At 62.2% G+C, this 23,758-nt stretch carries 25 protein-coding genes; 7 read left to right on the top strand and 18 right to left on the bottom strand.

Annotation, left to right across the window (positions count from 1 at the left end; translation table 11 throughout):
* Positions 1-51 precede the first annotated feature (51 nt).
* Entirely contained in the window at positions 52-1,380 is a 1,329-nt protein-coding gene (gene gltA / locus AC1DVW_RS16350; RefSeq protein WP_477247095.1) for a citrate synthase, read from the top strand.
* Positions 1,381-1,424: 44 nt separating this feature from the next.
* Here gltA and lpxB read toward each other — a convergent pair whose 3' ends face one another.
* The 13 genes from lpxB to AC1DVW_RS16285 form a co-directional block, all read right to left on the bottom strand.
* Positions 1,425-2,606 (bottom strand): lipid-A-disaccharide synthase, encoded by a 1,182-nt coding sequence (lpxB, locus tag AC1DVW_RS16345; RefSeq protein WP_477324315.1) that lies wholly within the window; start codon positions 2,604-2,606, stop codon positions 1,425-1,427.
* A complete protein-coding gene (locus AC1DVW_RS16340) occupies positions 2,596-3,498 on the bottom strand; it encodes an LpxI family protein (RefSeq protein WP_477324313.1) in 903 nt (300 codons plus the stop codon). Before AC1DVW_RS16340 ends, lpxB begins: the two co-directional genes overlap by 11 nt.
* Positions 3,485-4,315, bottom strand: coding sequence for an acyl-ACP--UDP-N-acetylglucosamine O-acyltransferase (gene lpxA, locus AC1DVW_RS16335; RefSeq protein WP_477247203.1), 831 nt, complete (start codon positions 4,313-4,315; stop codon positions 3,485-3,487). The genes AC1DVW_RS16340 and lpxA overlap by 14 nt, the downstream gene beginning before the upstream one ends.
* Before the next feature lie 13 nt (positions 4,316-4,328).
* The gene (fabZ, locus tag AC1DVW_RS16330) at positions 4,329-4,796 is read right to left on the bottom strand and encodes a 3-hydroxyacyl-ACP dehydratase FabZ (protein WP_477247205.1); all 468 of its coding nucleotides are present in this window, start codon (positions 4,794-4,796) and stop codon (positions 4,329-4,331) included.
* Complete coding sequence (gene lpxD / locus AC1DVW_RS16325) at positions 4,789-5,847, bottom strand: UDP-3-O-(3-hydroxymyristoyl)glucosamine N-acyltransferase (protein ID WP_477247101.1); 1,059 nt, start codon at positions 5,845-5,847, stop codon at positions 4,789-4,791. The genes fabZ and lpxD overlap by 8 nt, the downstream gene beginning before the upstream one ends.
* A 76-nt stretch (positions 5,848-5,923) precedes the next feature.
* On the bottom strand, positions 5,924-8,287 hold the full coding sequence (gene bamA, locus AC1DVW_RS16320; protein WP_477247103.1) for an outer membrane protein assembly factor BamA: 2,364 nt from the start codon (positions 8,285-8,287) through the stop codon (positions 5,924-5,926).
* A 217-nt stretch (positions 8,288-8,504) separates the two neighbouring features.
* Positions 8,505-9,647, bottom strand: a complete 1,143-nt coding sequence (gene rseP / locus AC1DVW_RS16315) for an RIP metalloprotease RseP (RefSeq protein WP_477324311.1) — start codon at positions 9,645-9,647, stop codon at positions 8,505-8,507.
* 103 nt (positions 9,648-9,750) lie between these two features.
* Positions 9,751-10,566 carry a phosphatidate cytidylyltransferase gene (locus tag AC1DVW_RS16310; RefSeq protein ID WP_477324308.1) on the bottom strand — a complete coding sequence of 272 codons (816 nt, stop codon included), beginning with the start codon at positions 10,564-10,566 and terminating at the stop codon, positions 9,751-9,753.
* 11 nt (positions 10,567-10,577) lie between these two features.
* The gene (locus AC1DVW_RS16305) at positions 10,578-11,297 is read right to left on the bottom strand and encodes an isoprenyl transferase (protein WP_477247109.1); all 720 of its coding nucleotides are present in this window, start codon (positions 11,295-11,297) and stop codon (positions 10,578-10,580) included.
* Positions 11,298-11,330: 33 nt separating this feature from the next.
* On the bottom strand, positions 11,331-11,885 hold the full coding sequence (frr, locus tag AC1DVW_RS16300; RefSeq protein ID WP_477247111.1) for a ribosome recycling factor: 555 nt from the start codon (positions 11,883-11,885) through the stop codon (positions 11,331-11,333).
* A gap of 87 nt (positions 11,886-11,972) precedes the next feature.
* The gene (gene pyrH, locus AC1DVW_RS16295; RefSeq protein ID WP_477247113.1) at positions 11,973-12,695 is read right to left on the bottom strand and encodes a UMP kinase; all 723 of its coding nucleotides are present in this window, start codon (positions 12,693-12,695) and stop codon (positions 11,973-11,975) included.
* 158 nt (positions 12,696-12,853) lie between these two features.
* Positions 12,854-13,963 carry an aldo/keto reductase gene (locus AC1DVW_RS16290; protein ID WP_477324306.1) on the bottom strand — a complete coding sequence of 370 codons (1,110 nt, stop codon included), beginning with the start codon at positions 13,961-13,963 and terminating at the stop codon, positions 12,854-12,856.
* 27 nt (positions 13,964-13,990) lie between these two features.
* Complete coding sequence (locus tag AC1DVW_RS16285) at positions 13,991-14,443, bottom strand: nuclear transport factor 2 family protein (RefSeq protein WP_477324304.1); 453 nt, start codon at positions 14,441-14,443, stop codon at positions 13,991-13,993.
* 183 nt (positions 14,444-14,626) lie between these two features.
* On the opposite strand from AC1DVW_RS16285, the gene AC1DVW_RS16280 reads away from it, so the two are divergent.
* Complete coding sequence (locus AC1DVW_RS16280) at positions 14,627-15,553, top strand: LysR family transcriptional regulator (RefSeq protein WP_477247119.1); 927 nt, start codon at positions 14,627-14,629, stop codon at positions 15,551-15,553.
* A gap of 36 nt (positions 15,554-15,589) precedes the next feature.
* Here the strand turns inward: AC1DVW_RS16280 and tsf are convergent, their stop codons facing one another.
* The 5 genes from tsf to AC1DVW_RS16255 form a co-directional block, all read right to left on the bottom strand.
* Positions 15,590-16,510, bottom strand: coding sequence for a translation elongation factor Ts (gene tsf, locus AC1DVW_RS16275; RefSeq protein ID WP_477247120.1), 921 nt, complete (start codon positions 16,508-16,510; stop codon positions 15,590-15,592).
* A 119-nt stretch (positions 16,511-16,629) separates the two neighbouring features.
* Positions 16,630-17,412, bottom strand: coding sequence for a 30S ribosomal protein S2 (gene rpsB, locus AC1DVW_RS16270; RefSeq protein ID WP_477247122.1), 783 nt, complete (start codon positions 17,410-17,412; stop codon positions 16,630-16,632).
* Between the two features lie 177 nt (positions 17,413-17,589).
* Entirely contained in the window at positions 17,590-18,201 is a 612-nt protein-coding gene (locus AC1DVW_RS16265; RefSeq protein ID WP_477247124.1) for a LysE family translocator, read from the bottom strand.
* Positions 18,198-18,476, bottom strand: coding sequence for a DUF4031 domain-containing protein (locus tag AC1DVW_RS16260; protein WP_477247125.1), 279 nt, complete (start codon positions 18,474-18,476; stop codon positions 18,198-18,200). The genes AC1DVW_RS16265 and AC1DVW_RS16260 overlap by 4 nt, the downstream gene beginning before the upstream one ends.
* A gap of 15 nt (positions 18,477-18,491) precedes the next feature.
* A complete protein-coding gene (locus AC1DVW_RS16255; protein WP_477247126.1) occupies positions 18,492-19,319 on the bottom strand; it encodes a cell envelope integrity EipB family protein in 828 nt (275 codons plus the stop codon).
* A gap of 139 nt (positions 19,320-19,458) precedes the next feature.
* Here AC1DVW_RS16255 and AC1DVW_RS16250 point away from each other — a divergent pair, with 139 nt between their 5' ends.
* The 5 genes from AC1DVW_RS16250 (at position 19,459) to AC1DVW_RS16230 (ending at position 23,753) form a co-directional block, all read left to right on the top strand.
* Positions 19,459-19,923: a RidA family protein gene (locus tag AC1DVW_RS16250; protein ID WP_477324302.1), complete on the top strand. Its 465-nt coding sequence runs from the start codon at positions 19,459-19,461 to the stop codon at positions 19,921-19,923.
* A 7-nt stretch (positions 19,924-19,930) separates the two neighbouring features.
* The gene (locus AC1DVW_RS16245; RefSeq protein WP_477247130.1) at positions 19,931-20,659 is read left to right on the top strand and encodes a glycerophosphodiester phosphodiesterase; all 729 of its coding nucleotides are present in this window, start codon (positions 19,931-19,933) and stop codon (positions 20,657-20,659) included.
* 42 nt (positions 20,660-20,701) lie between these two features.
* Positions 20,702-21,916 carry a GNAT family N-acetyltransferase gene (locus AC1DVW_RS16240; RefSeq protein WP_477324300.1) on the top strand — a complete coding sequence of 405 codons (1,215 nt, stop codon included), beginning with the start codon at positions 20,702-20,704 and terminating at the stop codon, positions 21,914-21,916.
* Positions 21,917-21,994: 78 nt separating this feature from the next.
* On the top strand, positions 21,995-22,426 hold the full coding sequence (locus AC1DVW_RS16235; RefSeq protein WP_477324298.1) for an HIT family protein: 432 nt from the start codon (positions 21,995-21,997) through the stop codon (positions 22,424-22,426).
* 295 nt (positions 22,427-22,721) lie between these two features.
* A complete protein-coding gene (locus tag AC1DVW_RS16230; protein WP_477324296.1) occupies positions 22,722-23,753 on the top strand; it encodes a phosphatase PAP2 family protein in 1,032 nt (343 codons plus the stop codon).
* Positions 23,754-23,758 lie beyond the last annotated feature (5 nt).

The following is a 23,758-nucleotide window of genomic DNA, read 5'->3' as shown; positions in this document are numbered from 1 at the left end:
GCGTTGCAGATATCTGCCTTTGCCGGCATGACGAAACAAAAGGAGCTTGCAATGACCGAAGCTGCGACAAAACTGGAATTTGGCGGCAAACCGCACACGTCGACGGCAACGCTGGAACTCGGCGGCAAAACGCACGAGTTCAAGGTGCGAAGCGGCTCGGTCGGGCCTGACGTCATCGATATCGGCTCGCTGTACAGCACCACCGGTGCCTTCACCTATGATCCCGGCTTCACCTCGACCGCGAGCTGCGAGTCCGAAATCACCTTCATCGACGGCGATGCCGGCATCCTGTTGCATCGCGGCTATCCGATCGACCAGTTGGCCGAGCATGGCGATTTCCTCGAAGTCTGCTACCTCCTGCTTTACGGCGAATTGCCGACCAAGGCGCAGAAGGACGATTTCGATTACCGCGTGACGCGCCACACCATGGTGCATGAGCAGATGTCGCGCTTCTTCACCGGTTTCCGCCGCGACGCGCACCCGATGGCGGTGATGTGCGGCGTGGTCGGCGCGCTGTCGGCCTTCTATCACGACTCCACCGACATCTCCGACCCCTACCAGCGCATGGTCGCCTCGATGCGGCTGATCGCCAAAATGCCGACGATCGCGGCGATGGCCTACAAGTACCACATCGGCCAGCCCTTCATTTACCCGAAGAACGAGCTGAACTTCGCCGCCAACTTCCTGCATATGTGCTTTGCGGTGCCGTGCGAGGAATACAAGATCAACCCGGTGCTGGCGCGTGCGATGGAGCGTATCTTCATCCTGCATGCCGATCACGAGCAGAACGCCTCGACCTCGACCGTTCGTCTTGCCGGCTCGTCGGGCGCCAACCCGTTCGCCTGCATTGCCGCCGGCATCGCCTGCCTGTGGGGTCCCGCCCATGGCGGCGCCAACGAGGCAGCGCTGAACATGCTGGGCGAAATCGGTCATGTCGACCACATCCCGGAATTCATCGCGCGCGCCAAGGACAAGAACGATCCATTCCGGCTGATGGGCTTTGGCCACCGCGTCTACAAGAACTACGATCCGCGCGCCAAGATCATGCAGAAGACCGCGCATGAGGTCTTGGGCGAGCTCGGCATCAAGGACGATCCGCTGCTCGACATCGCCATGGAGCTGGAAAAGATCGCGCTGACCGATTCCTATTTCATCGAGAAGAAGCTCTATCCGAACGTCGACTTCTACTCGGGCATCACCTTGAAGGCACTGGGTTTCCCCACCACCATGTTCACCGTGCTGTTCGCGGTCGCCCGCACCGTCGGCTGGATCGCGCAGTGGAAGGAGATGATCGAGGATCCGCACCAGAAGATCGGCCGCCCGCGCCAGCTCTATACGGGCGCGCCCGAACGCGACTACGTGCCGATCGCCAAGCGCTGAGCAGGCCAAGACCGAACCGTCAAAAGCGCCCGCAAGGGCGCTTTCTATTTGTGGTGACCAGGTTTGATGTGGCGAAGCACGACATCGGCGGCGATGTCCCCGGACGGCCTGTCGGTCGTCATGCGCCGTGCGATCTCGGCGAAACCGTCCTTTTGCCAGGCACGCATGCCGGTCTCGGCAAACAGGGCCTCCAGCTGATGGGCCAAATTGTCCGGCCTGACATACTGGTCGTAGAATTCCGTGATCAGCGCGCGGTCGGCGATCAAATTGGGCAACAGCGCCGACCAGACGTTGATGACATGCTGCGCGATCAGGCGCGCAATGGGGTCGAGCTTGTAGCAGGACACCATCGGAACACCGGACAGCGCCAGCTCCAGGGACACCGTTCCCGAGGCGATCAGAGCCGCATCGGCCTTGCCGAAAGCCTGCCATTTGCGTTCGGGGTCGAGAATGATCTCCGGCGTCTCGTCCCAGCGAGCCACCGACGCCCTGACCAGGTCGGCGACATGCGGCACGGTTGGCAACAGCAGGCGCAAGCGGTGCCCCCGCGCGCGCAGTGCCGACACTGTCTTGCCAAAGGGCTCGATCAACCGGCGCACTTCGCCGCGGCGCGAACCGGGCAGCACGAGCAATGTCTTCACACGGTCATTGGACAGGTCGCGTGGCAGGCCTTGTGCCCTAGCAGCACCTGCCAGGCCCGCGTCATGGGTGAGGCGATGCCCGACATAGGTGCCGGGCGGGCCGCCAAGGCGGGAGAGCGCCTTCACCTCGAATGGCAGAATGCACAGGATGTGGTCGACATAAGGCTTCATCGCCACAGCCCTGCCCGGCCGCCACGCCCAGACGCTCGGGCAGACATAGTGGATGATCGGGATTGCCGGATCGGCGGCACGCACCTTTTTTGCCACCCGCAGCGAGAAATCCGGGCTGTCGATGGTGATGAGACAGTCGGGTTTTTCAGCCGCGATCGCCTTTGCCGTCTGGCCGATCCGCTGGATCAGCCGCGGCAGGTCGCGCAGGATGGCGCTAAATCCCATCAGCGCGATTTCACTGCCGTCGAACAGGGAGTTAAGCCCGTGCGCCTGCAAATGGCGGCCGCCGATGCCGACCAGCTGGATGTCGCGGCCGGTCGCGCGCCTGAGCCCCTGGACGATGTCGGCTCCAAGCAGGTCGCCGGATTCTTCGCCGGCAACGATGGCGATCTTCAGCGGCTTGTCAGTGGCCATGCGCCAGCTCCGCTGCAGGCAGACCGACGATGAATAGGCCGAGCGCATTGGCATTGGCGATTGTGGCTGGGCCTTCAAGGACAAGCGAACGCCCGGCCTCGATGGCAATGCCGGCAAGCCCGGCGGCATGCGCTGCGGCAACGGTCTGCGGGCCGATGGATGGCAAGTCGGCACGCAGTTCCTGACCGGGCTTGGCGCATTTGACCAGGACACCGCGCGTGTTGCCGGCGAGCCTGCCATGACCACGCAATTGTGCCGTCCGCTCAAGCAGCCCGTTGGTGCCCTCGATGCCTTCCAGGGCAATCACCCGGCCACCGATCGCCACGGCGGCCTGGCCAATGTCCAGCGCGCCGATGGCTTTTGCCGCCGCGCGGGCAGCCTCGATGTCGCGCCAGTCGGATTTTCGCGGCTCGGCCCTGGTCAGCGAGCCCTCGGCCGCGGCCAATTCAGGAACGACCTCGTGAGCACCGACAAGCTTGATGCCTCGCGCTTGCAGACCTCGCGCCACAACCTTCAACAGGCCGTCGTCACCGCGGGCCAGTGCCCTGATTACCACGGGAATCACGGCGATCAGGCTGAGACTTGGTCGCAGACTGGTCAGCCTTGGCCGGCGCCTGATCTCTCCTGCGAGCACCAGATGTGTAATTCGGCGTCGCTTCAGCAACGGCACGAGTGAGCCGATGTCCTCCAGAGCAAGGGTTTCCTGCTCGTACCCGGCGAGGTCCGGTATACGGTCGACTTCGCCTTCCATCAGGATGATAACAGGCGGATATCCGCGCTCCGCCAGTCCGACTGCCACTTCGACCGGCAGGCTGCCGCCGCCGGCAATGATGCCGACTCTGGAGCCTGGCGCGAGATCTAGCGTCGTTCCGCTGACCTCAGTCTTCGTCATCGGTATCGCCGTCACCACCCTTGAGCGACGGGACGGCGTAGTGCCGCTTGCCGCGACTGGCGATGAAATCGATGATTTTCATTGCGGTCGGCGACGCGGCGAATTCCGCCTTGGCGAATTCGATGTTCTCGCCGACGGTGCGGGAGCGATCGAAGATCGTCCGGTAAGCCTTGCGCAGCACATGGATTTCCGAGCGCGGCAGGCCGGAGCGCTTCAGGCCGATGATGTTGAGGCCGCGCAGGCTTGCGCGATTGCCGACGGCAATGGCAAAAGGGATGACGTCACCGACGACAGCCGAGCAACCGCCGAGAAAGGCGTTGTCGCCGATGCGGACAAACTGGTGCACGGCGGTAAGGCCGCCGATATAGACATTGTCGCCGACCTCGCAATGGCCGCCCAACGTCGCGCCATTGGCGAAGGTGGCGTTCTTGCCGACGACGCAATCATGCGCAATGTGGGCGTAGGCAAGGAAATTGCCGTTGTTGCCGACCGTCGTCTCGCCGCGACTGGAATCGGTGCCGAGATGCATGGTGACGCCTTCGCGGATCGTGCAGTTCTCGCCGATGATCAGGGTGGTTCGGCCGCCCTTGTGCTTGGTGTTCTGCGGCGGCCCGCCCAGTGTCGCCATCGGATAGACCTTGGTCGAGGCGCCGATGGTGGTTGCGCCCAGCACTGAGACGTGGCTGACCAGCTCAACGCGATCGCCAATCACGGCGTCGGCACTGATGTGACAGAAAGGCCCGATACGGGCGCCTTCGCCGATTTGAGCGCCTTCCTCGATGACCGACGAAGGATGGATTGATGTCTGGATTTTCATGAGCATTCGATCGTCAGCCGCTGGTGACCATCATCGCCGAAATCTCGGCCTCAGCGGCCTTGGCGCCGTCGACCAGAGCTTCACAGGCGAATTTGAGCAGATTGCCACGTTTCTTGATTTTTTTGACATAGATTTTCAACTGGTCGCCAGGGACGACCGGCTTGCGGAATTTGGCGTTGTCGATGGTCAGGAAATAGACCAGGGATGGTTTTTCGGCGGCAAGGCTGCGGATGCAGATGGCGCCGGCGGTTTGCGCCATTGCCTCGACGATCAGCACACCCGGCATCACCGGCTGATCGGGGAAATGACCTTGGAAATGCGGCTCGTTTATGGTGACGTTCTTGATGCCGACGGCGGAGTCATCGCCATCGATGTCGATGATGCGATCGATCATCAGGAACGGATAGCGATGCGGCAGGAGCTTCATCAGCCCCAATATGTCAACCGCCTCCAGCGTCGTCGCCGCCGTCATATCAGCTATTCCCCCCGTCGCCCTGCTTGCGCGTCCTGGCCAGCTTGCGCAGCATGGCAATCTCGCGCATGGCTTCCGCCATCGGCTGGGCCGGATAGCCCCCCCAGATCTCGCCGGCAGGCACGTTGCTCATAAATCCACTTCTCGCAGCAAGCTTGGCCCCTGCCCCTATGGTCAAATGATCCGCAAGACCGACACCACCACCCATGGTGACGTTGTCGCCTACAGTTACGGAACCGGAAATACCCGAAAGCCCTGCGATGATGCAATTGCGGCCGATGCGAACATTATGGGCGATCTGCACCAGATTGTCGATCTTGGTGCCCTGGCCGATGATGGTATCGGACATGGCGCCGCGATCGACCGTTGTGTTCGAGCCGATCTCGACATCGTCCTGGATGATGACACGGCCGATCTGCGGGACGCGCTCCGGTCCCTTGGCGCCGCCCACGAAACCAAAGCCGTCCTGTCCGATGCGGGCGCCGCCATGGATGATGACGCGGTTGCCGATCAGCGCATACTGGATGCTGGTGCCCGGGCCGATGTAGCCGTCACGGCCGATCTGGCAGGAAGGACCGATCACCGCATGGGGAGCAACGACGGTTCCGCTGCCGATGGAAGCGCGCGGACCGATGACCGCGCCGGCCTCGATGATCGCACCCGCCTCGACATGCGCCGTCGGGTCGACATGGGCATGCGGCGAGACCCCGGTTTCGCTGGTCATCGGTCCCGGCGTGGCAGCCGCCGGGAAAAGCAGGCGTCCGACCATCGCGAAAGCCTGTTGCGGACGCGGATGGACCAGAACCGCAACGCCCGTCGGCGCCTTGACAGCAAATTCGGCGGGACAGAGGACCGCCGCAGCCTTCAGGGACTGCATCAGCGCAAAATTGCGCTTGCCGTCGACGAAGACGAGCGCATCCTCGCCGCCCTCGTTCGCCGGTGCCAAGGCTGCAATCGATATGTGGGATTGGTCGGAATCGACAAGCATCGCGCCGGTCAGATTCGCGACTTCGCCAGCCGTGTATCGGCGTGAGGGCGCGAAGAACACCGGATCGGTCATTCCAAAAGCAATATCCAGCTAGGTCGGATCACTTTCTTCCGGACCCCAACGGCCCGGAAGCATCGTTACCCGCAGATCAGAAGCGGGTCGATATGCCGAAGTTGAATTCCTGCACGTCGTCAGTCGCTTCCTTCTTGACCGGGATCGCGTAGTCGATGCGGATCGGGCCAAACGGCGATGCCCACATCAGCCCGAGACCGACCGACGCGCGCAGTTGCATGCCGGTTGACGTTGGGTCGACACCAGTGACCTTGCTGCCATAGAGCGTCGCCGCATCGGCGAAGACCGCACCGCGCAGACCGAAGCTTTCCGGGATCACAGGTAGCGGGAACTGGGCTTCGGCCGAAGCATTGAAATACGTTGTGCCGCCGAGATGGTCGCCGCTGGTGCCCAGAGCCACCGGGCCGATACCGCCGTAGGCAAAGCCGCGGATCATGCGGTCACTGCTCTGGAAATGATCGAAGACGCGCAGGTCGTCACTGCCATAGCCATAGATATGGCCGGCGCCGCCCGAAACAAGCCCCACAAGATCCAGCTGCTCTGACAGCGTCTGGTAGACACTGGTACGGCCGGTGACCTTGACGAACTTGGCGTCACCGCCGAGGCCAGCCACTTCCGTGGTGGCAGTGGCGTAGATGCCTTCATGCGGATTCTTCATGTCGTCGATGGTGTTGTAGACCAGTCCAAGGCTGACCGACGACTTGATCCACGGGCTTTGTTCCACACCATCCAGGATCGCGGTGGAGATAGTGCACTTGGTGGGATCGTAAATCCCACTGGTCAAGCAACCGTCTGCAATCGCGTATTTTTCTTGCGCGATGTTATACGCCAACTGGGTCGAGATGCTGTCGGTGATCGGCAGGCCGAAGCGAACCGTCGCTCCCAACGTCTCGCTGTCGTAGTGGTCGTAGTTCCGGGTCTGCTGGAAGATGTCGAAGCCGGCGGCAATACGCCGTCCGAGGAAATAGGGCTCGGTGAAGGACAGACTGTAGTCGCGGGAATTCTTGCCGCCACCCGCCGAGATCTTGATGAACTGGCCGCGGCCGAGGAAGTTGCGCTCGGTGATCGAGCCTTCGACAGATGGACCTGCCGTGTCGCCACCGGTCGAATAGCCGGCGCCGACGGAGAACTCGCCGGTCGACTTCTCGACCACATCGACCACCAGCACAACCTGGTCGGGCTCGGAGCCGGGCACCGTCGAGATGTCGACTTTGTCAAAATAATTGAGGTTTTCCAGCCGCTTCTTCGCGCGCTGGATGAGAACCTGGTTGAAGGCGTCGCCTTCGCTGACGTCGAATTCGCGACGAATGACATAGTCACGCGTGCGATCGTTGCCGCGGATCTCGATGCGCTCGATATAGGCCTTGGTGCCCTGGTCGACCGTGTAGACGACCGAAATGGTGTGGTTCTCGAAGTTGCGATCGCCGCGCGGCGTCACCTGGGCAAAGGCATAACCGGAACCCGCGACCTTCTCGGTCAGCGCGATGATCGAGTCCTCGACATCCTTGGCGTTGTAGACGTCGCCCTTGTGTGTCTGGACCACTGATTCCAGCGACTTCGAGTCGACCTCGGGGATCGTGCTCTCGACGCTGATGTCGCCGAAATTGTAGCGGTCGCCTTCCTGCACGGTGATGGTCACCGTGTATTTGTTTGTCGTGTCGTCGAGTTCGCCGACCGCGGAAACAACCTGGAAATCGGCATAGCCGTGATTGTAGTAGAAGCGACGCAGCAGTTCCTGGTCGGCGCGCAGCTTGTCCTCGTCATAGACGTCGTCACGCAGCACGAAGGACAGGAAAGTCGAGCGCTTGGTAGCGATGACATCGGACAGGCGGCGGCTCGAATAGGCGCTGTTGCCGACGAAATTGATCGAAGCGATCTGGGTGCGGCCGCCTTCATTGATGTTGAAGACCACGTTCACGCGGTTGTCGCCGAGATCCATGATCTGCGTGGTGACAGCGGCGTCGTCGCGGCCGATTCGCTTGTAGGCAGCCTTGACCGCCTCGACATCAGCATCGAGAGCTGCTTGCGAAAACGTGCCGCGCGGCTTCAGCTGGACTGCTGCCGCCAGGGCGTTGTCCTTTAGCTTCTTGTTGCCCTGGAACAGAACCTGGTTGACGACCTGGTATTCGGAAACCTTGATGACCAGCGTCGAACCGACCTGGTTGATCTGGACGTCCGAGAACAGTCCAGTGCCGAACAGGGCCTTGACCGCCTCATCGATATCGGAGCTGGAAAAGGCCTTGCCGGGCTTGATGGTGACGTAGTTGCGGATGGTATCGGCGTCGACACGCTGGTTGCCGCTGACTTCCACTCTGCTGACAACAGCAGCCTCTGCCGCAGATGTGGCAACGAACTGCACTGCGAGCGCGCCTGGCACAACCAGAGCGGCGGACAAAGCCACCGCGGACGCGGCGCTCAGAAACTTGGATGCTGCCTTCATCGGGCTTTTGTACCTTTTCTCGAAGTCCCCACGGCGAGAAAACCGGACGTGCGGTAATTTCTCCTACCGTATTAACCGGATTTTCCCTACACGCAAGGCTTCTGGTTAATTTGTAATTACTTAACCCTGGTGCGTGGCTTTCGCGTCACTCATACCCCCCTGCATGGTAAACGGCGTCTCAACATTGGTCGTGCCGAAGCCAAATTCCTTCATGATTTCAGCACCCAAACAGATCGTTCCAGACAACGAAGACCATGAAGCCGAGCACCAGAAGCAGGCCGGCCCTGTAGACCATTTCCATCATCCGTTCCGACACAGGCCGCCGGATGACAGCCTCCACGCCGTAGAACAAGAGATGGCCGCCGTCGAGGGGGGGAATCGGCAGAAGGTTGAGAAACCCTATCCCGACTGACAGCCCGGCAACGAGTTGCACCAACCACAGGAAGCCCAGTTTTGCCGCCTGCCCCGACATCTTCGCGATCTTGATCGGGCCGCCCAGCTGGCATTTGTCTTCGCGGCCGACGACGAATCGCTGCAGAAACTGGCCGGTGCGCTGAATGAGGTGCCCCGTCTCCTCGACCGCGGCGCCTACCGCTCCGACAGGGCTGTAGGTGATCAGCCTGGGCTGACCGACTTCATTGTTGTTGACGACGCCGATTACCGCCACCTTGCCCTTGTTGCCCAGCGCATCCGTCTGCTCCATCGGTTCCGGCGTCGCCGTTACGGTGACCTCCTTGCCGTCGCGCAGCATGATGAACGTGATGGCATCGCCGCCGCGGCCCGAAACCAGGCGCTGGACGTCGGCGAAGGTCTCGACCTTGCTGCCGTCGACAGCAACGAATCGGTCGCCGGGCAGAATGCCGGCCCTTTCCGCCGGACTGCCGGCAGTAACTTGAGCCACCATCGGCTCCCTCACGGGGCGACCATAGGCCGAAAACAACACGGCGAAGACGGCGATCGTCAGCAGGAAATTGAACAGCGGCCCGGCCACCACCGTGGCCGCGCGCTTCCAGATCGGCTGGGCGTGGAAGGCAATCTTGCGCTCCGCATCGGTCAGCGTTTCCAGATCTTCCGCGCTGGGCTGGCTCGACGTGGCGTTCATGTCACCGACGAATTTGACATAGCCGCCAAGCGGTATGGCGCAGAGCTTCCAGCGCGTGCCATGACTGTCGTTGAAGCCGAAAAGTTCGGGGCCGAAGCCGATCGAAAAGGCTTTCACGCCGATGCCGCACCAGCGACCGACGAGGTAGTGGCCCATTTCATGGACGAACACGACCACGGTCAGCACGAACAGGAAAGGCACCAGCGTGCCGAGGACGAAGCCCTGCGTGCTGAAAACCGCGTGAAGAATCTCGTTCAATTCATGCCCTCAAATTCCATCCGCAGCGCAGCTCGCGCCGCGACTGTGACATTAATCCGGGCGAATCCGTGGCGCGCGCCATTCTTCGCCCTGAAAATGCTGCTCAAGCCGGAAACAACCCCTGCGCCGGATGATCGGCGGTCGCCGAAATCCAGCCGATGACGTACAGGGCGAAAGCCGCCGCGACAAGCCCGTCGACCCTGTCCATGACGCCGCCATGGCCCGGTATCAACGCGCTGGAATCCTTGCGGCCGTGGCGGCGCTTGACCCATGATTCGAAAAGGTCGCCGGCCTGGGCGACGATCGACAGCACCAGCGCGACCAGGCCAAGGACACCAAGATTGCCGGCTCCGGCCGCAGCAGCCAAAAGCACCCCCGCAACCACGCCGCCGACGGCGCCGCCGAGCGCACCGCTCTGCGTCTTGCCGGGTGAAATCGACGGCGCCAGCTTTGGGCCGCCGACAGCGCGGCCAACGAAATAGGCAAAAATGTCGGTCGCCCATACCACCGCGAACAGAAACAGGATCGCAATCAGGCCGGAATGGTCGCCGTCGCGCAACAGCGCCAGCGAAAGACCGGAAACAGCGGCATAGGCAAGGCCAGGAGCATCCCACTGGGTTGTTCCGCCAATCCGTGCGGCGACAGAAGTGACGACAACAAGGGCCACGACAAGAGGCAGCAGCCAGGACGCCGGCAGGCCGGCGATCAAGGCACCAATGAAAACAAGAAGCAGCGCTTCCGGCAGAAAGCCGAGCCCCGCAACGGCGGCCGGGCGCGACATGCGCGTCCATTCATAGAATATCACCGCCGCCATGGCAGCGCAAAGCAAACGGAACGACAACCCGCCGAGCCAGGTCAAGCCAAGGGCAATCGCGGCCAGAACGACTGCCGAGACGACACGAAGCTGGAGATTGCTCATGCCGGCGCCGGTCACGATGCGACGTCTTGGGCGGCAAGTCCGCCAAAACGGCGCTCGCGGCCGGCGAAATCGCGCAATGCGTCAGCCAGATGCTCACGACTGAAGTCGGGCCAGTAGCAAGGCAGGAAGACAAGTTCGCTGTAGGCTGCCTGCCACAAAAGGAAGTTCGACAAACGAAGCTCGCCGCTGGTGCGTATGACCAATTCCGGATCGGGAATGCCTTGCGTGTCGAGGGAGCCGGCAAAGGATTCGACTGATATCGCCTCGCTGGCGAGTTCGCCGCGCGCCACGGCCTCGGCGAGCTTGCGCGCCGCGCGCACGATCTCGTCGCGTCCGCCATAGTTGAAAGCGATGACCAGGGTCAGCGACTCGTTGCCAGCGGTCAGCGATTCGGCCTCTTCGAGTAGGCCCCTGATGTCGGGCTGCAGCCCTGCCCTGTCACCGATGATCCGCACCCGCACGCCGCTCTGGTGCAGCTCGGCAAGGTCGCGGCGGATGAACAGCTTCAACAGACCCATTAGGTCGCTGACTTCGGCTTTCGGCCGCGACCAGTTTTCTGACGAGAAGGCATAGACGGTCAGGAAGGAGATGCCGAGACCGGGTGCTGCGCGTACCGTCTTGCGCAGCGCCTCGACGCCGGCGCGATGGCCGGCGAGCCGCGGCATGCCACGCGCCTTGGCCCAGCGTCCGTTTCCGTCCATGATGATCGCGACATGCGCGGGCGTTGCCATGTTCTCGCTTTCGGGCCAGCCGATGGCCAGACCCTAAACCTGCATGATTTCAGCTTCCTTATCGGAAAGCAGGTGGTCGATGGTGCTGATCGTCTCGTCGGTCAGCTTCTGGACCTGATCGGAGCGCTTGCGCTGATCGTCCTCGCTGATATCGCCGTCCTTTTCCGCCTTCTTCAGGAAATCCATGCCGTCGCGGCGGACATGGCGCACGGCGACGCGGGCATTCTCGGCATAGCCATGCGAAATCTTGACCAGCTCCTTGCGGCGCTGCTCGTTGAGCTCCGGCAGCGGAATTCTGAGATTGGTACCGTCGACGATCGGGTTGAAGCCGAGATTGGATTCGCGGATGGCACGGTCGACCGCGCCGACCATCGACTTGTCCCAGACCGAAACCGAGATCATGCGCGGCTCGGGCACCGACACATTCGCCACCTGGTTGATCGGCATGGTTGTGCCGTATGCCTGAACCTGGATGGCGTCGAGCAGGTTGCCGGAGGCGCGGCCGGTGCGCAGCGAAGCCAGGTCGTGCCTGAATGCGGCGATCGCGCCATCCATGCGCCGCTTGAGATCGTCGAACTCACCACTCATCATTGTCTCCTCGACCCGTTTGCCCGGGTTCACTGCTTGTGTTCGAGCCTCACTCCGAAAACCCGGTTTTCGGGATCTTGCTCCGGATCAATCGTCGGCAACGACCGTGCAACGGCCGCCGCCCCTCAGAATGTCGCCAAAACCACCCTTTTCGTGGATCGAATAGACGATTATCGGAATGTTATTTTCGCGCGCAAGTGCAATCGCCGCGGTATCCATGATCGAAAGGCCTTTGTTGATCACTTCGGCATGGCTGATGCGCTCGAAGCGCGTCGCGTGCGGATCCTTCTTGGGATCGGCCGAATAGACACCGTCGACCTGGGTGCCCTTGAACAGCGCGTCGGCGCCGATCTCAGCGGCGCGAAGCGCTGCGGCCGAATCGGTGGTGAAGAACGGATTGCCGGTGCCGCCGGCGAAAATGACGACTTTGCCCTGGTTCATGTAGGCGGTCGCCTGGCGTTGCGAAAAGCTCTCGCAAAGCTCGGGCATGGCGATTGCCGACAGCACCACGGCGTCGACGCCGATCTTGTTCAGCGACGTGCGCAGCGCCAGCGAGTTGATGACGGTGGCGAGCATGCCCATGTGGTCGCCGGTGACGCGGTCGCCGCCCTTGGAGGCTACGGCCACGCCGCGAAAGATGTTGCCGCCGCCGATGACGACGCCGACCTCGATGCCCAAAGCGCGGGCCTCGGCGATGTCGGCGGCGATGCGATCGACCACCGACACGTCGATCCCGAAATGCTGCTCACCCATCAACGCTTCGCCTGACGCTTTCAGCAAGACACGTCGAAAGAGAGGCTTGGCCGTCATCTGGTTCCTCGAAAATCTCGGCGCGGGAATTCGGGAGGCAAAACCGACCCCGCTTCGCCCGGCGGTGCTGTCACGATGCGTTGACCCGATACACGAAGGGCGCGGCGATGTCACGCCGCGCCCTGTCGCAAATTCCCAGCCGTTTCGCGTGCAGCCGATCAGTTGCTGCTGATGCTGACGGCTTCGCCTTCGACAACCACCGGCGGTGCATAGCCGGAAGGCTTGTCGCCGGTCGCGGTGCCGCCGGTAACCCTGGCCTGTATCTCGGAACCGAAATACGAATGGGGAAACGGTGCCGGAACGCGGCTGACCGCATCCAGCCGATCGCGAAGGTCAGGGGGAAGCGAGAAGTCCAGCGCCGCGAGATTGTCCTGCAGCTGAGCAAGCTTGGTGGCTCCGAGGATGACGGAGGCGATGCCCGGCTGCGTCGCCACCCAGTTGAGTGCGACCTGGGGCATGCTGCGGCCGAGTTCAGCGGCGACGTTTTCGAGTTCGGCCACGATCGCCCAGTTGCGCTCCGTGAATTTCTGGAACCCCGGATGGGTGGTGTTGCGGAAACCATCGAGCCGGCCAACGTTTCCGCTCTGGGTCGGCCGGTATTTGCCGCTGAGTAAGCCGCTGGCCAGCGGGCTCCACACCATGATGCCGGCGCCATGGCGCGTGCCGAAGGGCACGAATTCATGTTCGATGGTGCGCTCGGCGAGCGAGTATTCGAGCTGCAAATCCGAGACCGACTCATAGCCGCGCAGTTCGGCGATCGCCTGCGCCCGACCGGCATACCAGGCCGGCACGTCGGACAGGCCGATATGGCGCACCTTGCCCATGCGGACGAGGTCGTCCAGCGTGCGCATGACCTCCTCGGCCGGCGTCAGCCTGTCCCAGACATGCAGGAGATAGAGGTCGATATAGTCCGTGCCCAGCCGCTTCAGTGAGGCGTCCACGGCGCGCAAAATGTTCTTGCGGCCGTTGCCGCCGCCATTCGGGTTGCCAGGCTCCGCGTTGAAGGTGAACTTGGTGGCGATGACCGCGTTGTCGCGCATTCCACGCTCGGCGATGAATTCGCCCAGCCAGGTCTCGCTGGTGCCGCCGGTGTAGAGGTCAGCAGTGTCGAAGAAATTGCCGCCGGCCTCGACATAGGCGTCGAACATGGCGCGCGCGGTTTCTCTGTCCGCCCCCCAGCCCCATTCGGTGCCGAAGGTCATTGTGCCCAGCGCCAGCCGGCTGACCCTGAGGCCGCTGTTGCCAAGGGTGTAGTAGGTCATGCTCATGATGTCGTTCCGTTCCTGATCCGATGTTCAACGCCGATCCTGCCCGGGGGTCGTCTTGACCCAGGGATTGCCGCGCTCATGCGTCATGCGGAAGGTGAAGCCATCCACTTTCCAGCCTGCGCCGGAACGGATGAGATGGTGTTCGTAGGTGCCCCAGACTTCCCACAGCGGGTCGCCATTGCCTTCCATCCGGTTCCAGGCATAGGCGTTGGAGAAGACGGTCGCAGCGCCGGCGGCCATGACGACCTGATGGTTGGTGCGCAGATGCAGGCTGGTCTTGCTGCCCCTGAGATTCGCTGCCCAGGTTGCGATCAAATCGTCCGACGCGATGGTGGCCGCAGGCTGTCCGCTCAGACTGCTGAAGTCGACCGTGACGCGGTCGGCGAAAAAGCTGCGGGCGAGCCGCCAATCCTGGGCATCGACAGCGCGATCGATGGCATCGGCGATGCGGATGACGGCACGCTCATCGGCGAGCGCCATTGCCCGAGGTGGTTCAGCCCCGCCAGCGCAAGGCTTGCCGCGAAGGTAATTTGCTTCAGCGCACTCATCTGCCTTCTCCTTTGCGCATCGGCCCGCTGCCGATGTGTTGGCGAGAATGTGGAGCAGTTCGCTGACATCTATAAGATTGCATTGTTCGCAAGCACTATGCGATATTGCTCATGAATGGATCGGGACCTGCTCAGCCATCTGCCCGTCATCGTCGCCGTTGCCCGGCGCGGCGGCTTCGCGCTTGCCGCGGCCGAACTCGGCATGAGCCCGTCCGCGGTCAGCCATGCGGTGCGCCTTGTCGAGGAGCGCATCGGCCAGCCTCTGTTCGCGCGCACGACGCGCAGCGTCTCATTGACCGAAGCCGGCAAGGCACTGGTGGAGACGGCGGCCCCTGCCCTTCAGGACATTACAGAGCGAATGGACCGGATCCGTGCCATCAAGGGCCGACCCTCGGGCCTGCTCAGGCTCAACGTTCCCAACATCGCTGTTCCGCTGGCGGTGACGCCGGTGATCGCGGCGATGGCGGAGCGCTATCCGGATGTGACCGTTGAATTGCTCACCGAGCAGGGGCTGGTCGACATTGTCGGCGAGGGTTTCGACGCCGGCATCCGGCTGGGCGAGATGATCGCGCAGGATATGGTCACGGTCCGGCTGACACCGGCATTCAAGGCCGTCATCGTTGCCTCTCCCGCCTATATCGGACGGCATGGCCGTCCACGCAGCGTGGCCGATCTCGCCAACCACAATTGCATCGGCTACCGGCTTGTCCGCTCCGGTGCGCTCTACCGCTGGGACCTGACCGAGGACGGCAAGGATGTCGTTGTGGAGGCGAAAGGTACGGTCATCGTCACGGATTCGCTTGCCGCGATCGACCTGGCGCTTGCCGGAGTCGGTCTAGCCTATGCCTTCGAACCTTTGGTGCGCGCGGATCTTGCCGCAGGCCGGCTGGTGCAGATCCTGCCGCAGACGGCGATCGAGGAGCCCGGCCTGTTCCTCTACTTCCCGCGCCGGGCGGCGATGGCGCCGAAGCTGCGGGCCTTCATCGATTCCGCACAAGAGATCGGCCGGACATCCTTGCGGACACCCGGCCGAGTTGCCTGAGCTGAGAAGCCCCTCTTCAGGGACTATTCTAAAGGACTATTTCTTCACCGCAGCCGCAACTTCCGCCGCGAAATCGGTCTCTTCCTTCTCGATGCCCTCGCCGAGCGCGAAGCGCAGATAGGCGGTGATCTTGGCCGGAGCGCCGATGTCCTTCTCGGCATCCTTCAGCGCCTTCTCGACGGTGATGTCGGGATTGAGCACGAAAGCCTGCTTCAACAGCACAACCTCTTCGTAGAACTTGCGCATACGGCCCTCGACCATCTTTTCGATGATCGCTTCCGGCTTGCCGGACTGGCGCGCCTGGTCGGAGAAGATCGCCTTCTCGCGCTCGACCGCTGCCGGATCGATCTGCTCTGCGGTCAGCGCCAGCGGGTTGGTGGCGGCGACGTGCATGGCGACCTGGCGCCCAAAGGCGTTGGCGGCATGCTCATTACCCGTGGTCTCGATCGCGACCAGAACGCCGAGCTTGCCAAGACCGTCGGCAACCGCGTTGTGGACGTAGGTAGCGACTGCGCCGTGCGGAACGGTCAGCTTGGCCGAGCGGCGGAAGCCCATATTCTCGCCAATGGTACCGACGGCGTCCTTGATGGTGTCGGCAACCGACTTGTCCGAACCCGGATACTTTGCGGCAGCCACAGCCTCTGTCGTGCCGTAGGCGAGAGCAACCTTGGCAACATTGGCGACGATTTCCTGGAAAGCGGCGTTGCGGGCGACGAAGTCAGTCTCGGAATTGACCTCGACGACAGCGGCCTCGCGGACGCCGTTGTCGACACCGATCAGGCCTTCAGCCGCGGTGCGGCCAGCCTTCTTGTCGGCCTTGGAGATGCCCTTCTTGCGCAGCCAGTCGACGGCCTCTTCCATATTGCCGTTGGTCTCGGTCAACGCCGCCTTGCAGTCCATCATGCCCGCGCCGGTCAAGTCGCGGAGTTCTTTGACCTGTGCAGCCGAAATGCTCATTGTCGCCTCTTTGGTTTAAAATGCGCCGACGCACCACCGAATCTCGGTGATGCGCCCAACGCCAGCGCTTAGCGCGCCAAAATATGAGAAATATGAAGGCCGGAGCCGGCCTTCGACTATCAGGCTTCCGGGGTCTCGGCGGCCGGGGCCGGATCGAGCGCAGGCTCGACCGGAGCTTCGACCGAAGCGCCGATGTCGACGCCGAGCGCGCCCTGCTGGCGGGCGATACCGTCAAGCGCTGCCTTGGCGATCAGATCGCAATAGAGCTGGATGGCGCGAGCCGCGTCGTCATTGCCCGGGATCGGGAAGTCGATCTTGTCCGGATCGCAGTTGGAATCGATGATGGCGACAACCGGGATGCCGAGACGCTTGGCCTCGAGGATGGCAATCGCTTCCTTGTTGGTGTCGATGACGAACATCAGGTCGGGCGTCGAGCCCATGTCCTTGATGCCGCCGAGCGCCTTGTTGAGCTTCTCGCGCTCGCGATCGAGGTTGAGGCGCTCCTTCTTGGTGAGGCCCTGGGCCTCGCCGGCCAGCATCTCGTCGAGCTTGCGCAAGCGCTGGATCGAGTTCGAGATCGTCTTCCAGTTGGTCAGCATGCCACCGAGCCAGCGGGAGTTGACATAATACTGGGCCGAGCGCTGTGCGGCGTCGGCGACGATGTCGGACGCCTGGCGCTTGGTGCCGACGAACAGCACGCGGCCGCCCTTGGCGACGGTGTCGGAAACCTGCTTCAGCGCCTGGTGCAGCAAAGGCACCGTCTGCGAGAGGTCGATGATGTGGATGTTGTTGCGGGCGCCATAGATGTAAGGCGCCATCTTCGGGTTCCAGCGGTGGGTCTGGTGGCCGAAGTGAATGCCAGCTTCCAAAAGCTGGCGCATGCTGAAATCAGGCAGTGCCATTCTTAGTTCCTTTTCCGGTTAGCCTCCACGGACACAGGCATTTTTGGACTTTGTCCTCGAACGCCACCGGAGGTTTCAGCCGGATTTCTCCCGGGAAGACACCAAAGTCCGTGTGTGGAATGAGCGCGCATATAGAGGGGATGCGCGATAAAGGCAAGCGCTGTGGCGCCCTGCGGTTCAGCGTGCGGCGATCAGCGCACCGGTGCCAATCATGGCGCCACCGGCAAACCTGTTCATCAGCCGCATGCGCCGCGGTGTCCTGAACCAGCCCGAGGCTCTGCCTGCAAGTGCCGCATAGGCGCCCATGGTGACAATGTTGACGCTGATCACCACCGCAATCACCAGCAGCCCGTCAGCGAAGGTCATGGTGTTGAGATCGAGGATCAGCGGCATGATGGAGGCGTGGAACAGGATCGCCTTGGGGTTGCCCAGCGCGATCGAGGCGCCGAGGAAAAACGATCGCGACAACCTTGCCTGTTCTGCCTGCAACCCATCCGATTGCGCGGCGGCCGACCGCCACATCCTGATACCGAGAAAAACCAGATAGGCGGCACCTGCATATTTCAGGGCGAGAAACACCCATTCGAAGGTCTGGGCCAGCGCCACCAGGCCCAGCAGGGCCAAAGTGACCAGCACCGCGTCTCCGGCGGCGACGCCGAGGCCGGCCATGAAAGCCCTGACAAAGCCGCGCGACACGCCGTTGGTGATGACGGCAAACATCGCCGGACCCGGCGTGGCGGCGGCGAGCGTGATGGCGACGCAATAGGCCACAAAAGCCGTCAATGTCATGACCTTATCTTCCCTTTCGGTACCCGCACGCGCCGGAAGATCGCGACGATCTCCTCGCGGCTGCATTCAATCGCGCCGAGCCGTACCGCGCGATCGCGTTCAAAGCCGGTTATGTCATAGTGCGGCGCCGATGTCTTCGGCGGACCCTGGTAGGACGAGCGCTTGATGCCAAGCTTAGCCGCGAAACGATGCAGTTCGTCGGTGTCGTCGGCCATCAGATGGCACCAGCGATGACCGACCCATTTCCAGATCGCCGCGTCGACATAGACCGCCATGACGGCTTGGCAGGGCTATTTCGCCGGACAGGGCTTCGACTGATCGAACAGCGACAGATTGACCAGCTTGCCGGTCATCGAGAAGTCGCCATAGTCCATGACGAGGTCGCGCGTGATGCCGTTCTCGTGCAGCTTGAAGCTGATCCGGTATTCCGGCACCTCTTCGCCTGACTTGTCGGTCTCGTCGAAATAGGCGATGTCGACCGGCCAGTATTTGTCGGTGGCAAGCTTGGCCAGCGCCGGCGCTTCCGGATCGGCCTTGTCGGCATCCGTCTTCTTGCCGACGACGACAGTGGTGGTCATCACCTTGTTGGCGTCTTCCGAACCGTCGAAGAGATTGGTTTCGTAGAAGCTTTCGCCCTTTTCGGCCTTGCCGATCAATTCGACCAGATGCTGGGTCGGAAACTGGGTGGCCGCCAATTCAAGGCTGCTTTTCTCCGGCTTGTCGATATCGACCTTGAGCCCCTTGGTCTCTTTCGTGGCGATGCCCTTGACCTCCTTGTCGAGGTTCTGGTCGACGAAGGACTTCGTCACGAACGAGAAGGTCTTGCCTTCGGCATCCTCGAAAGTGGTTGTCTGCTGGTCGGTCAGCCTTGTGTTGTCGTTGGTGGCGATCTGGGTGACGAAGCGGAATTTCACCGTATAGCCTTCACAAGGCGAGCCGTTGAACTCATAGACCATGCGGCCGGAAATGCCTGTAATGCCGGAGCGATCGGACGCCTTGTCGAGGGTGAGATCATAGACGGCGCGATGCGCCTGCAGTGCCGGCACGGCAAAGGCGGGAGCCATCGAGAAAACCGCCGGCAGCAGAACGGCGTGAAATGCGAGGCGCGTTGCGCGCATTGAGGTGCTCCGATCGTCGCGGCTGATGGCAGGCCGCAGGGAAAGATGGTCCAGCTTAAAAAAAGTCGTGGCGGAAGCGAGGCAAAAATAGCAATTTCGGCCCCGCCTGAGCGGCGTCACCAAGCAATAGGGAAATACCATGAGTGAAACAATCGAAAAGCGGCTAAGCGATCTCGGCGTGACGCTTCCGGTCGCCGCCGCGCCCGCCGCCAACTATGTGCCCTATTGCCGGTCCGGCAATCTGCTGTTCACCGCCGGACAGCTGCCGCTGAAGGACGGCAAGCTGCAGGCGAGCGGGCTGCTCGGCCGCGACGTCGACACGGCGGGCGGCAAGGAAGCGGCAAAATGCTGCGCGATCAACATCTTGGCGCAAGCCAAGGCAGCCCTTGGCGATCTCGAAAAAATCCGCCGCCTGGTGAAGATCACCGTCTTCGTCGCATCGACGACCGATTTCGTCGAGCAGCATTTGGTTGCCAACGGCGCCTCCGATTTTCTCGTCGCCGCACTCGGCGAGCGCGGCAAGCATGCCCGCTCCGCCGTCGGGACCGCCTCGCTGCCGCTTAATGCCGCAGTGGAAATCGAAGCGATCTTCGAAGTCGAATGAGCCTGACATGACAGACCTTTCCTGGCTGACCGCCCGCCCCGTCGCCCATCGCGGCTTTCACGACATGAACAAGACACGCTGGGAGAACACGCTTTCGGCCTTTGCCGCGGCTGCCGAACGCGGCTACGCGATCGAATGCGATGTGCACCTGTCGTCGGATGGCATTCCGGTCATCATCCACGATGGCGATCTCAAGCGGCTGACCGGCCAGGACGGCTTCGTCTGGCAGCGCACGGCAGCGGAGATGACGACGCTCAAGATCGGCGCCACATCAGACCATCTGCCGACGCTGCAGGAGGCGCTCGATCTGGTCGATGGCCGCGTGCCGATGGTGGTCGAGCTGAAAGGGGTTGCCGGCCACGACGAAGGTCTGGTGGCGAGCGTCGGCAGGCTGCTCAAGCGCTACAAGGGCAAGGCGGCGATCATGTCGTTCGACCATTGGCTCATCCGCGACTTCCCCAAATACGCGCCCGGCATCCCCGGCGGACTGACCGCCTATGGCAAGGACGTCAAGCTGATCGAGGCGCATTTCGCCATGCTGGCAAACGAGATTGCCTTCACCTCCTATGCCGCGGGCGACCTGCCGAACCAGTTCGTCTCGTTCGTGCGCGAGAAGCTCAAGATGCCGGTAATCACCTGGACCGTGCATGACCAGCCGGCGGTGGACCTGACCTTCAAATATGCCGACCAGATGACGTTTGAAGGGTTCGAACCCGATCACGTCAAAGTTGCCTGAAGCCGGGCTTGTACGGACCCGCGCGGAGCTTAAATAAGCCTCATGGATCAAGGTGATGAAGGCGACGGGCAAGCGGTGGATGCAGAGTATTCGATCCGCGTCGCCGCCGGTATCGGCGCCTTCACCTGCGACGAATGGAACGGTTTTGGCGGCACCACGCGCGGCGACACAGAAAACGGCTACAACCCTCTCGTTTCATTCGCCTTTCTGGGTGCGCTTGAGGATTCCGGCTGCGCCGTGCGACGCACCGGTTGGCAAGGCCATCACCTCAGACTGGAGACGGCGCAAGGCAAGCTGCTCGGCGCCGTGCCGTGCTATCTGAAATCGCACAGCCAGGGCGAATATGTGTTCGACCATGGCTGGTCGGATGCATTCGAGCGCGCCGGCGGGCGCTATTATCCAAAGCTGCAATGCGCCGTGCCGTTCACGCCGGTCACCGGTCCGCGCCTGCTGGTCAGCAAAGGCGAGGACAGCCGCACCGTCAAAGCCGGCCTGGCGGCCGGGTTGAAGGCGGTGACAGAAAAGCTCGGCGTGTCTTCCGCGCATGTCACCTTCGCGCCGCAGGACGATGTCGAAGCCCTGGTGGGGGCGGGATTCCTGCATCGCACCGACCAGCAATTCCACTTCTTCAACGAAAGCTTTTCGACCTATGACGACTTTCTCGCCACGCTGGCTTCGCGCAAGCGCAAGGCGATGAAGAAAGAGCGGCGCGAGGCGCTCGCCGACGGCATCTCGATCGACTGGCTGACCGGCAAGGATCTGACCGAAAAGGCCTGGGACGATTTCTTTGCCTTCTATATGGACACCGGCAGCCGCAAATGGGGGCGGCCTTATCTCACCCGCGAATTCTTCTCGCTGATCGGCGAACGCATGGCCGAAGACATCCTGCTGGTGATGGCCAAGCGCAACGGGCGCTACATTGCCGGCGCCATCAACTTCATCGGTTCGGACGCGCTCTACGGGCGCAACTGGGGCTGCATCGAGGACCACCCGTTCCTGCATTTCGAGGTCTGCTACCATCAGGCGATCGACTTCGCCATCGAGCGCAAGCTGAAAGTGGTCGAGGCCGGTGCGCAAGGCGGGCACAAGCTGGCGCGCGGCTATCGGCCGGTGACCATGCACTCGGCGCACTATTTGGCACATCCCGGCTTGCGCAATGCCGTCGCCGACTATCTCAAGCGTGAACGGCGCGAAGTCGAGCGGATGAGCGAATATCTGGAAGAGCACACCCCGTTCCGCAAGGATCTGGCGGACTAGGCGATCTCTCCTGGCTGTCTTGCCGGCCTCGGGCGGCTTCGCTAAACGGGACGGCGAGATAAATCCGGAGCGCCTGCCATGGCTGAAGCCGCCTACGACGCCAGCAACATCTTCGCCAAGATCCTGCGCGGCGAGATCCCCTCGCACCGCATCTACGAGGATGATGCGGTTGTCGCCTTCATGGACGTGATGCCGCAAGGGCCGGGCCATACGCTGGTGGTGCCGAAGGCGCCGTCGCGCAACCTGCTGGATGCCGATCCGGCAACGCTCGGTGCGCTCTTTGTCATCGTGCGGAAGATGGCGCTGGCGGTCAAAAAAGCTTTTGGCGCCGACGGCGTCACCATCCTGCAGTTCAACGAGCCGGCTTCGGGGCAGACCGTCTACCATCTCCATGTGCACGTGATTCCACGCTTCGAGGGCGTCCCGCTGAAGCCGCATACCGGCGCGATGGAGAAGCCGGAGGTGCTGGCTGCAAATGCCGAAAAGATCCGCGCGGGGCTGGACGACTGAAGGCTGATCGCGCGGCTGACGACGCACATCGGAAGCAGTCGCTTCCCGAACGGGACAGAACAGGCCTTGCCGGGCAACGGCTTGAGCCTGGCGCGACAGCTGCGAATTCGAATCATCTGTTTAGGAAAATATCAAACCCTCTGCCTGTAGGATGCCGCGAGGCGACGGGCTTTGGGTCTTCAAAATCATGGACAGTTCGGTTGCGGTCTCGAGACCCTTGGCGAGGGCAGCTTACGGCCGCACCTTTCTGCGCGCTCTGACGGATGCTTGCCGGCGGCACCGACTGCTGCACGCGATGGCCATCGCCGCCCTGCTTCTGGCAACCGTGGTCGGCATGCAAACCGGAAACATGCCGGATTTCGGCGCCCTGAAGGAATACGCGTACTACCTTGTCATCGCTTTCTGGATGTGCGGCTGTGTCTTCGCCGTCGGCAGCTTCTTTCACCTTGCGGTGGTCAAGCGTGATCGTGAGCCGCTCGGCACATTTCTGCGCTCAATGGGCAGCTTCTTCGGCGACGCCGAGCGCACAGCCAACGGCCTGAATGGCCTTGCGGCGGCCATTGTCTTTATATCCGCCGTCGGCGTGCTCAAGGGGGCGATTGCGATCCTTTCGCCTTTCGCATGGGACCAGGCGTTGGCTCACGCCGATCGAGTTCTCCACTTCGGTCGCGCGCCCGATGAATGGCTATGGTTTATCGTCCAGTCGCCGCTCGCGGTGAGGATGCTCAACATCGCGTATAATTTCTGGTTTATCGTGCTCATTGCCACGGTCTTCACCGCCTGCATCACGCGCAAAGACACACGGCTGCGGCATCAATTCCTGATGAGCTTCATGCTGGCATGGATATTGGGTGGCTTCCTGCTGGCGATGGGCCTGTCGTCGGCAGGGCCGTGCTATTATGAGCGGCTGGGGTTCGGAAGCGACTTTCATCCCTTGATGCAAGCGCTGGCTGCCGCCGATCGCGTCTACCCGATCTGGGCGCTCAGCACGCAGGACCTTTTGTGGAGCGGCTACACCGGCGCGAGCAAGGGCAGTATCGGTATATCCGCCTTTCCATCCATGCACGTGGCGATGGCGGTGCTTTTCGCTCTCTACGCGACGCGCCGTTCCCGACTGGCCGGTATTCTTATGTGGGCATTCGCCGGCATCATCATGATCAGCTCGGTCGTCCTTGGCTGGCACTATGCCCTGGACGGTTACGCGGGCGCCCTGGTGTCGCTCGCAATCTGGAAGGCGTGCGGATACTTCCTGGCCCGCTTCGCGCCAGAAGAGGGCCTGCTTGCCCCAGCGGCGATCGCTTCCGTCTGCGAGCCGCAAACCCCATAAAAAAA

It is taken from the genome of Mesorhizobium sp. P3_B5, from assembly GCF_056402815.1.
The sequence above is the reverse complement of the archived record's forward strand: the minus strand, read 5'-3'. Positions and strand labels throughout refer to the sequence as shown.

Coding starts and splice junctions, on each gene's coding strand:
- gltA (WP_477247095.1), top strand. CDS start 52: ATGACCGAAGCTGCGACAAAACTGGAATTTGGCGGCAAACCGCACACG.
- lpxB (WP_477324315.1), bottom strand. CDS start 2,606: ATGGCCACTGACAAGCCGCTGAAGATCGCCATCGTTGCCGGCGAAGAA.
- AC1DVW_RS16340 (WP_477324313.1), bottom strand. CDS start 3,498: ATGACGAAGACTGAGGTCAGCGGAACGACGCTAGATCTCGCGCCAGGC.
- lpxA (WP_477247203.1), bottom strand. CDS start 4,315: ATGAAAATCCAGACATCAATCCATCCTTCGTCGGTCATCGAGGAAGGC.
- lpxD (WP_477247101.1), bottom strand. CDS start 5,847: ATGACCGATCCGGTGTTCTTCGCGCCCTCACGCCGATACACGGCTGGC.
- bamA (WP_477247103.1), bottom strand. CDS start 8,287: ATGAAGGCAGCATCCAAGTTTCTGAGCGCCGCGTCCGCGGTGGCTTTG.
- AC1DVW_RS16310 (WP_477324308.1), bottom strand. CDS start 10,566: ATGAGCAATCTCCAGCTTCGTGTCGTCTCGGCAGTCGTTCTGGCCGCG.
- AC1DVW_RS16305 (WP_477247109.1), bottom strand. CDS start 11,297: ATGGCAACGCCCGCGCATGTCGCGATCATCATGGACGGAAACGGACGC.
- frr (WP_477247111.1), bottom strand. CDS start 11,885: ATGAGTGGTGAGTTCGACGATCTCAAGCGGCGCATGGATGGCGCGATC.
- pyrH (WP_477247113.1), bottom strand. CDS start 12,695: ATGACGGCCAAGCCTCTCTTTCGACGTGTCTTGCTGAAAGCGTCAGGC.
- AC1DVW_RS16290 (WP_477324306.1), bottom strand. CDS start 13,963: ATGAGCATGACCTACTACACCCTTGGCAACAGCGGCCTCAGGGTCAGC.
- AC1DVW_RS16285 (WP_477324304.1), bottom strand. CDS start 14,443: ATGGCGCTCGCCGATGAGCGTGCCGTCATCCGCATCGCCGATGCCATC.
- AC1DVW_RS16280 (WP_477247119.1), top strand. CDS start 14,627: ATGGATCGGGACCTGCTCAGCCATCTGCCCGTCATCGTCGCCGTTGCC.
- tsf (WP_477247120.1), bottom strand. CDS start 16,510: ATGAGCATTTCGGCTGCACAGGTCAAAGAACTCCGCGACTTGACCGGC.
- rpsB (WP_477247122.1), bottom strand. CDS start 17,412: ATGGCACTGCCTGATTTCAGCATGCGCCAGCTTTTGGAAGCTGGCATT.
- AC1DVW_RS16265 (WP_477247124.1), bottom strand. CDS start 18,201: ATGACATTGACGGCTTTTGTGGCCTATTGCGTCGCCATCACGCTCGCC.
- AC1DVW_RS16260 (WP_477247125.1), bottom strand. CDS start 18,476: ATGGCGGTCTATGTCGACGCGGCGATCTGGAAATGGGTCGGTCATCGC.
- AC1DVW_RS16255 (WP_477247126.1), bottom strand. CDS start 19,319: ATGCGCGCAACGCGCCTCGCATTTCACGCCGTTCTGCTGCCGGCGGTT.
- AC1DVW_RS16250 (WP_477324302.1), top strand. CDS start 19,459: ATGAGTGAAACAATCGAAAAGCGGCTAAGCGATCTCGGCGTGACGCTT.
- AC1DVW_RS16245 (WP_477247130.1), top strand. CDS start 19,931: ATGACAGACCTTTCCTGGCTGACCGCCCGCCCCGTCGCCCATCGCGGC.
- AC1DVW_RS16240 (WP_477324300.1), top strand. CDS start 20,702: ATGGATCAAGGTGATGAAGGCGACGGGCAAGCGGTGGATGCAGAGTAT.
- AC1DVW_RS16235 (WP_477324298.1), top strand. CDS start 21,995: ATGGCTGAAGCCGCCTACGACGCCAGCAACATCTTCGCCAAGATCCTG.
- AC1DVW_RS16230 (WP_477324296.1), top strand. CDS start 22,722: ATGGCCATCGCCGCCCTGCTTCTGGCAACCGTGGTCGGCATGCAAACC.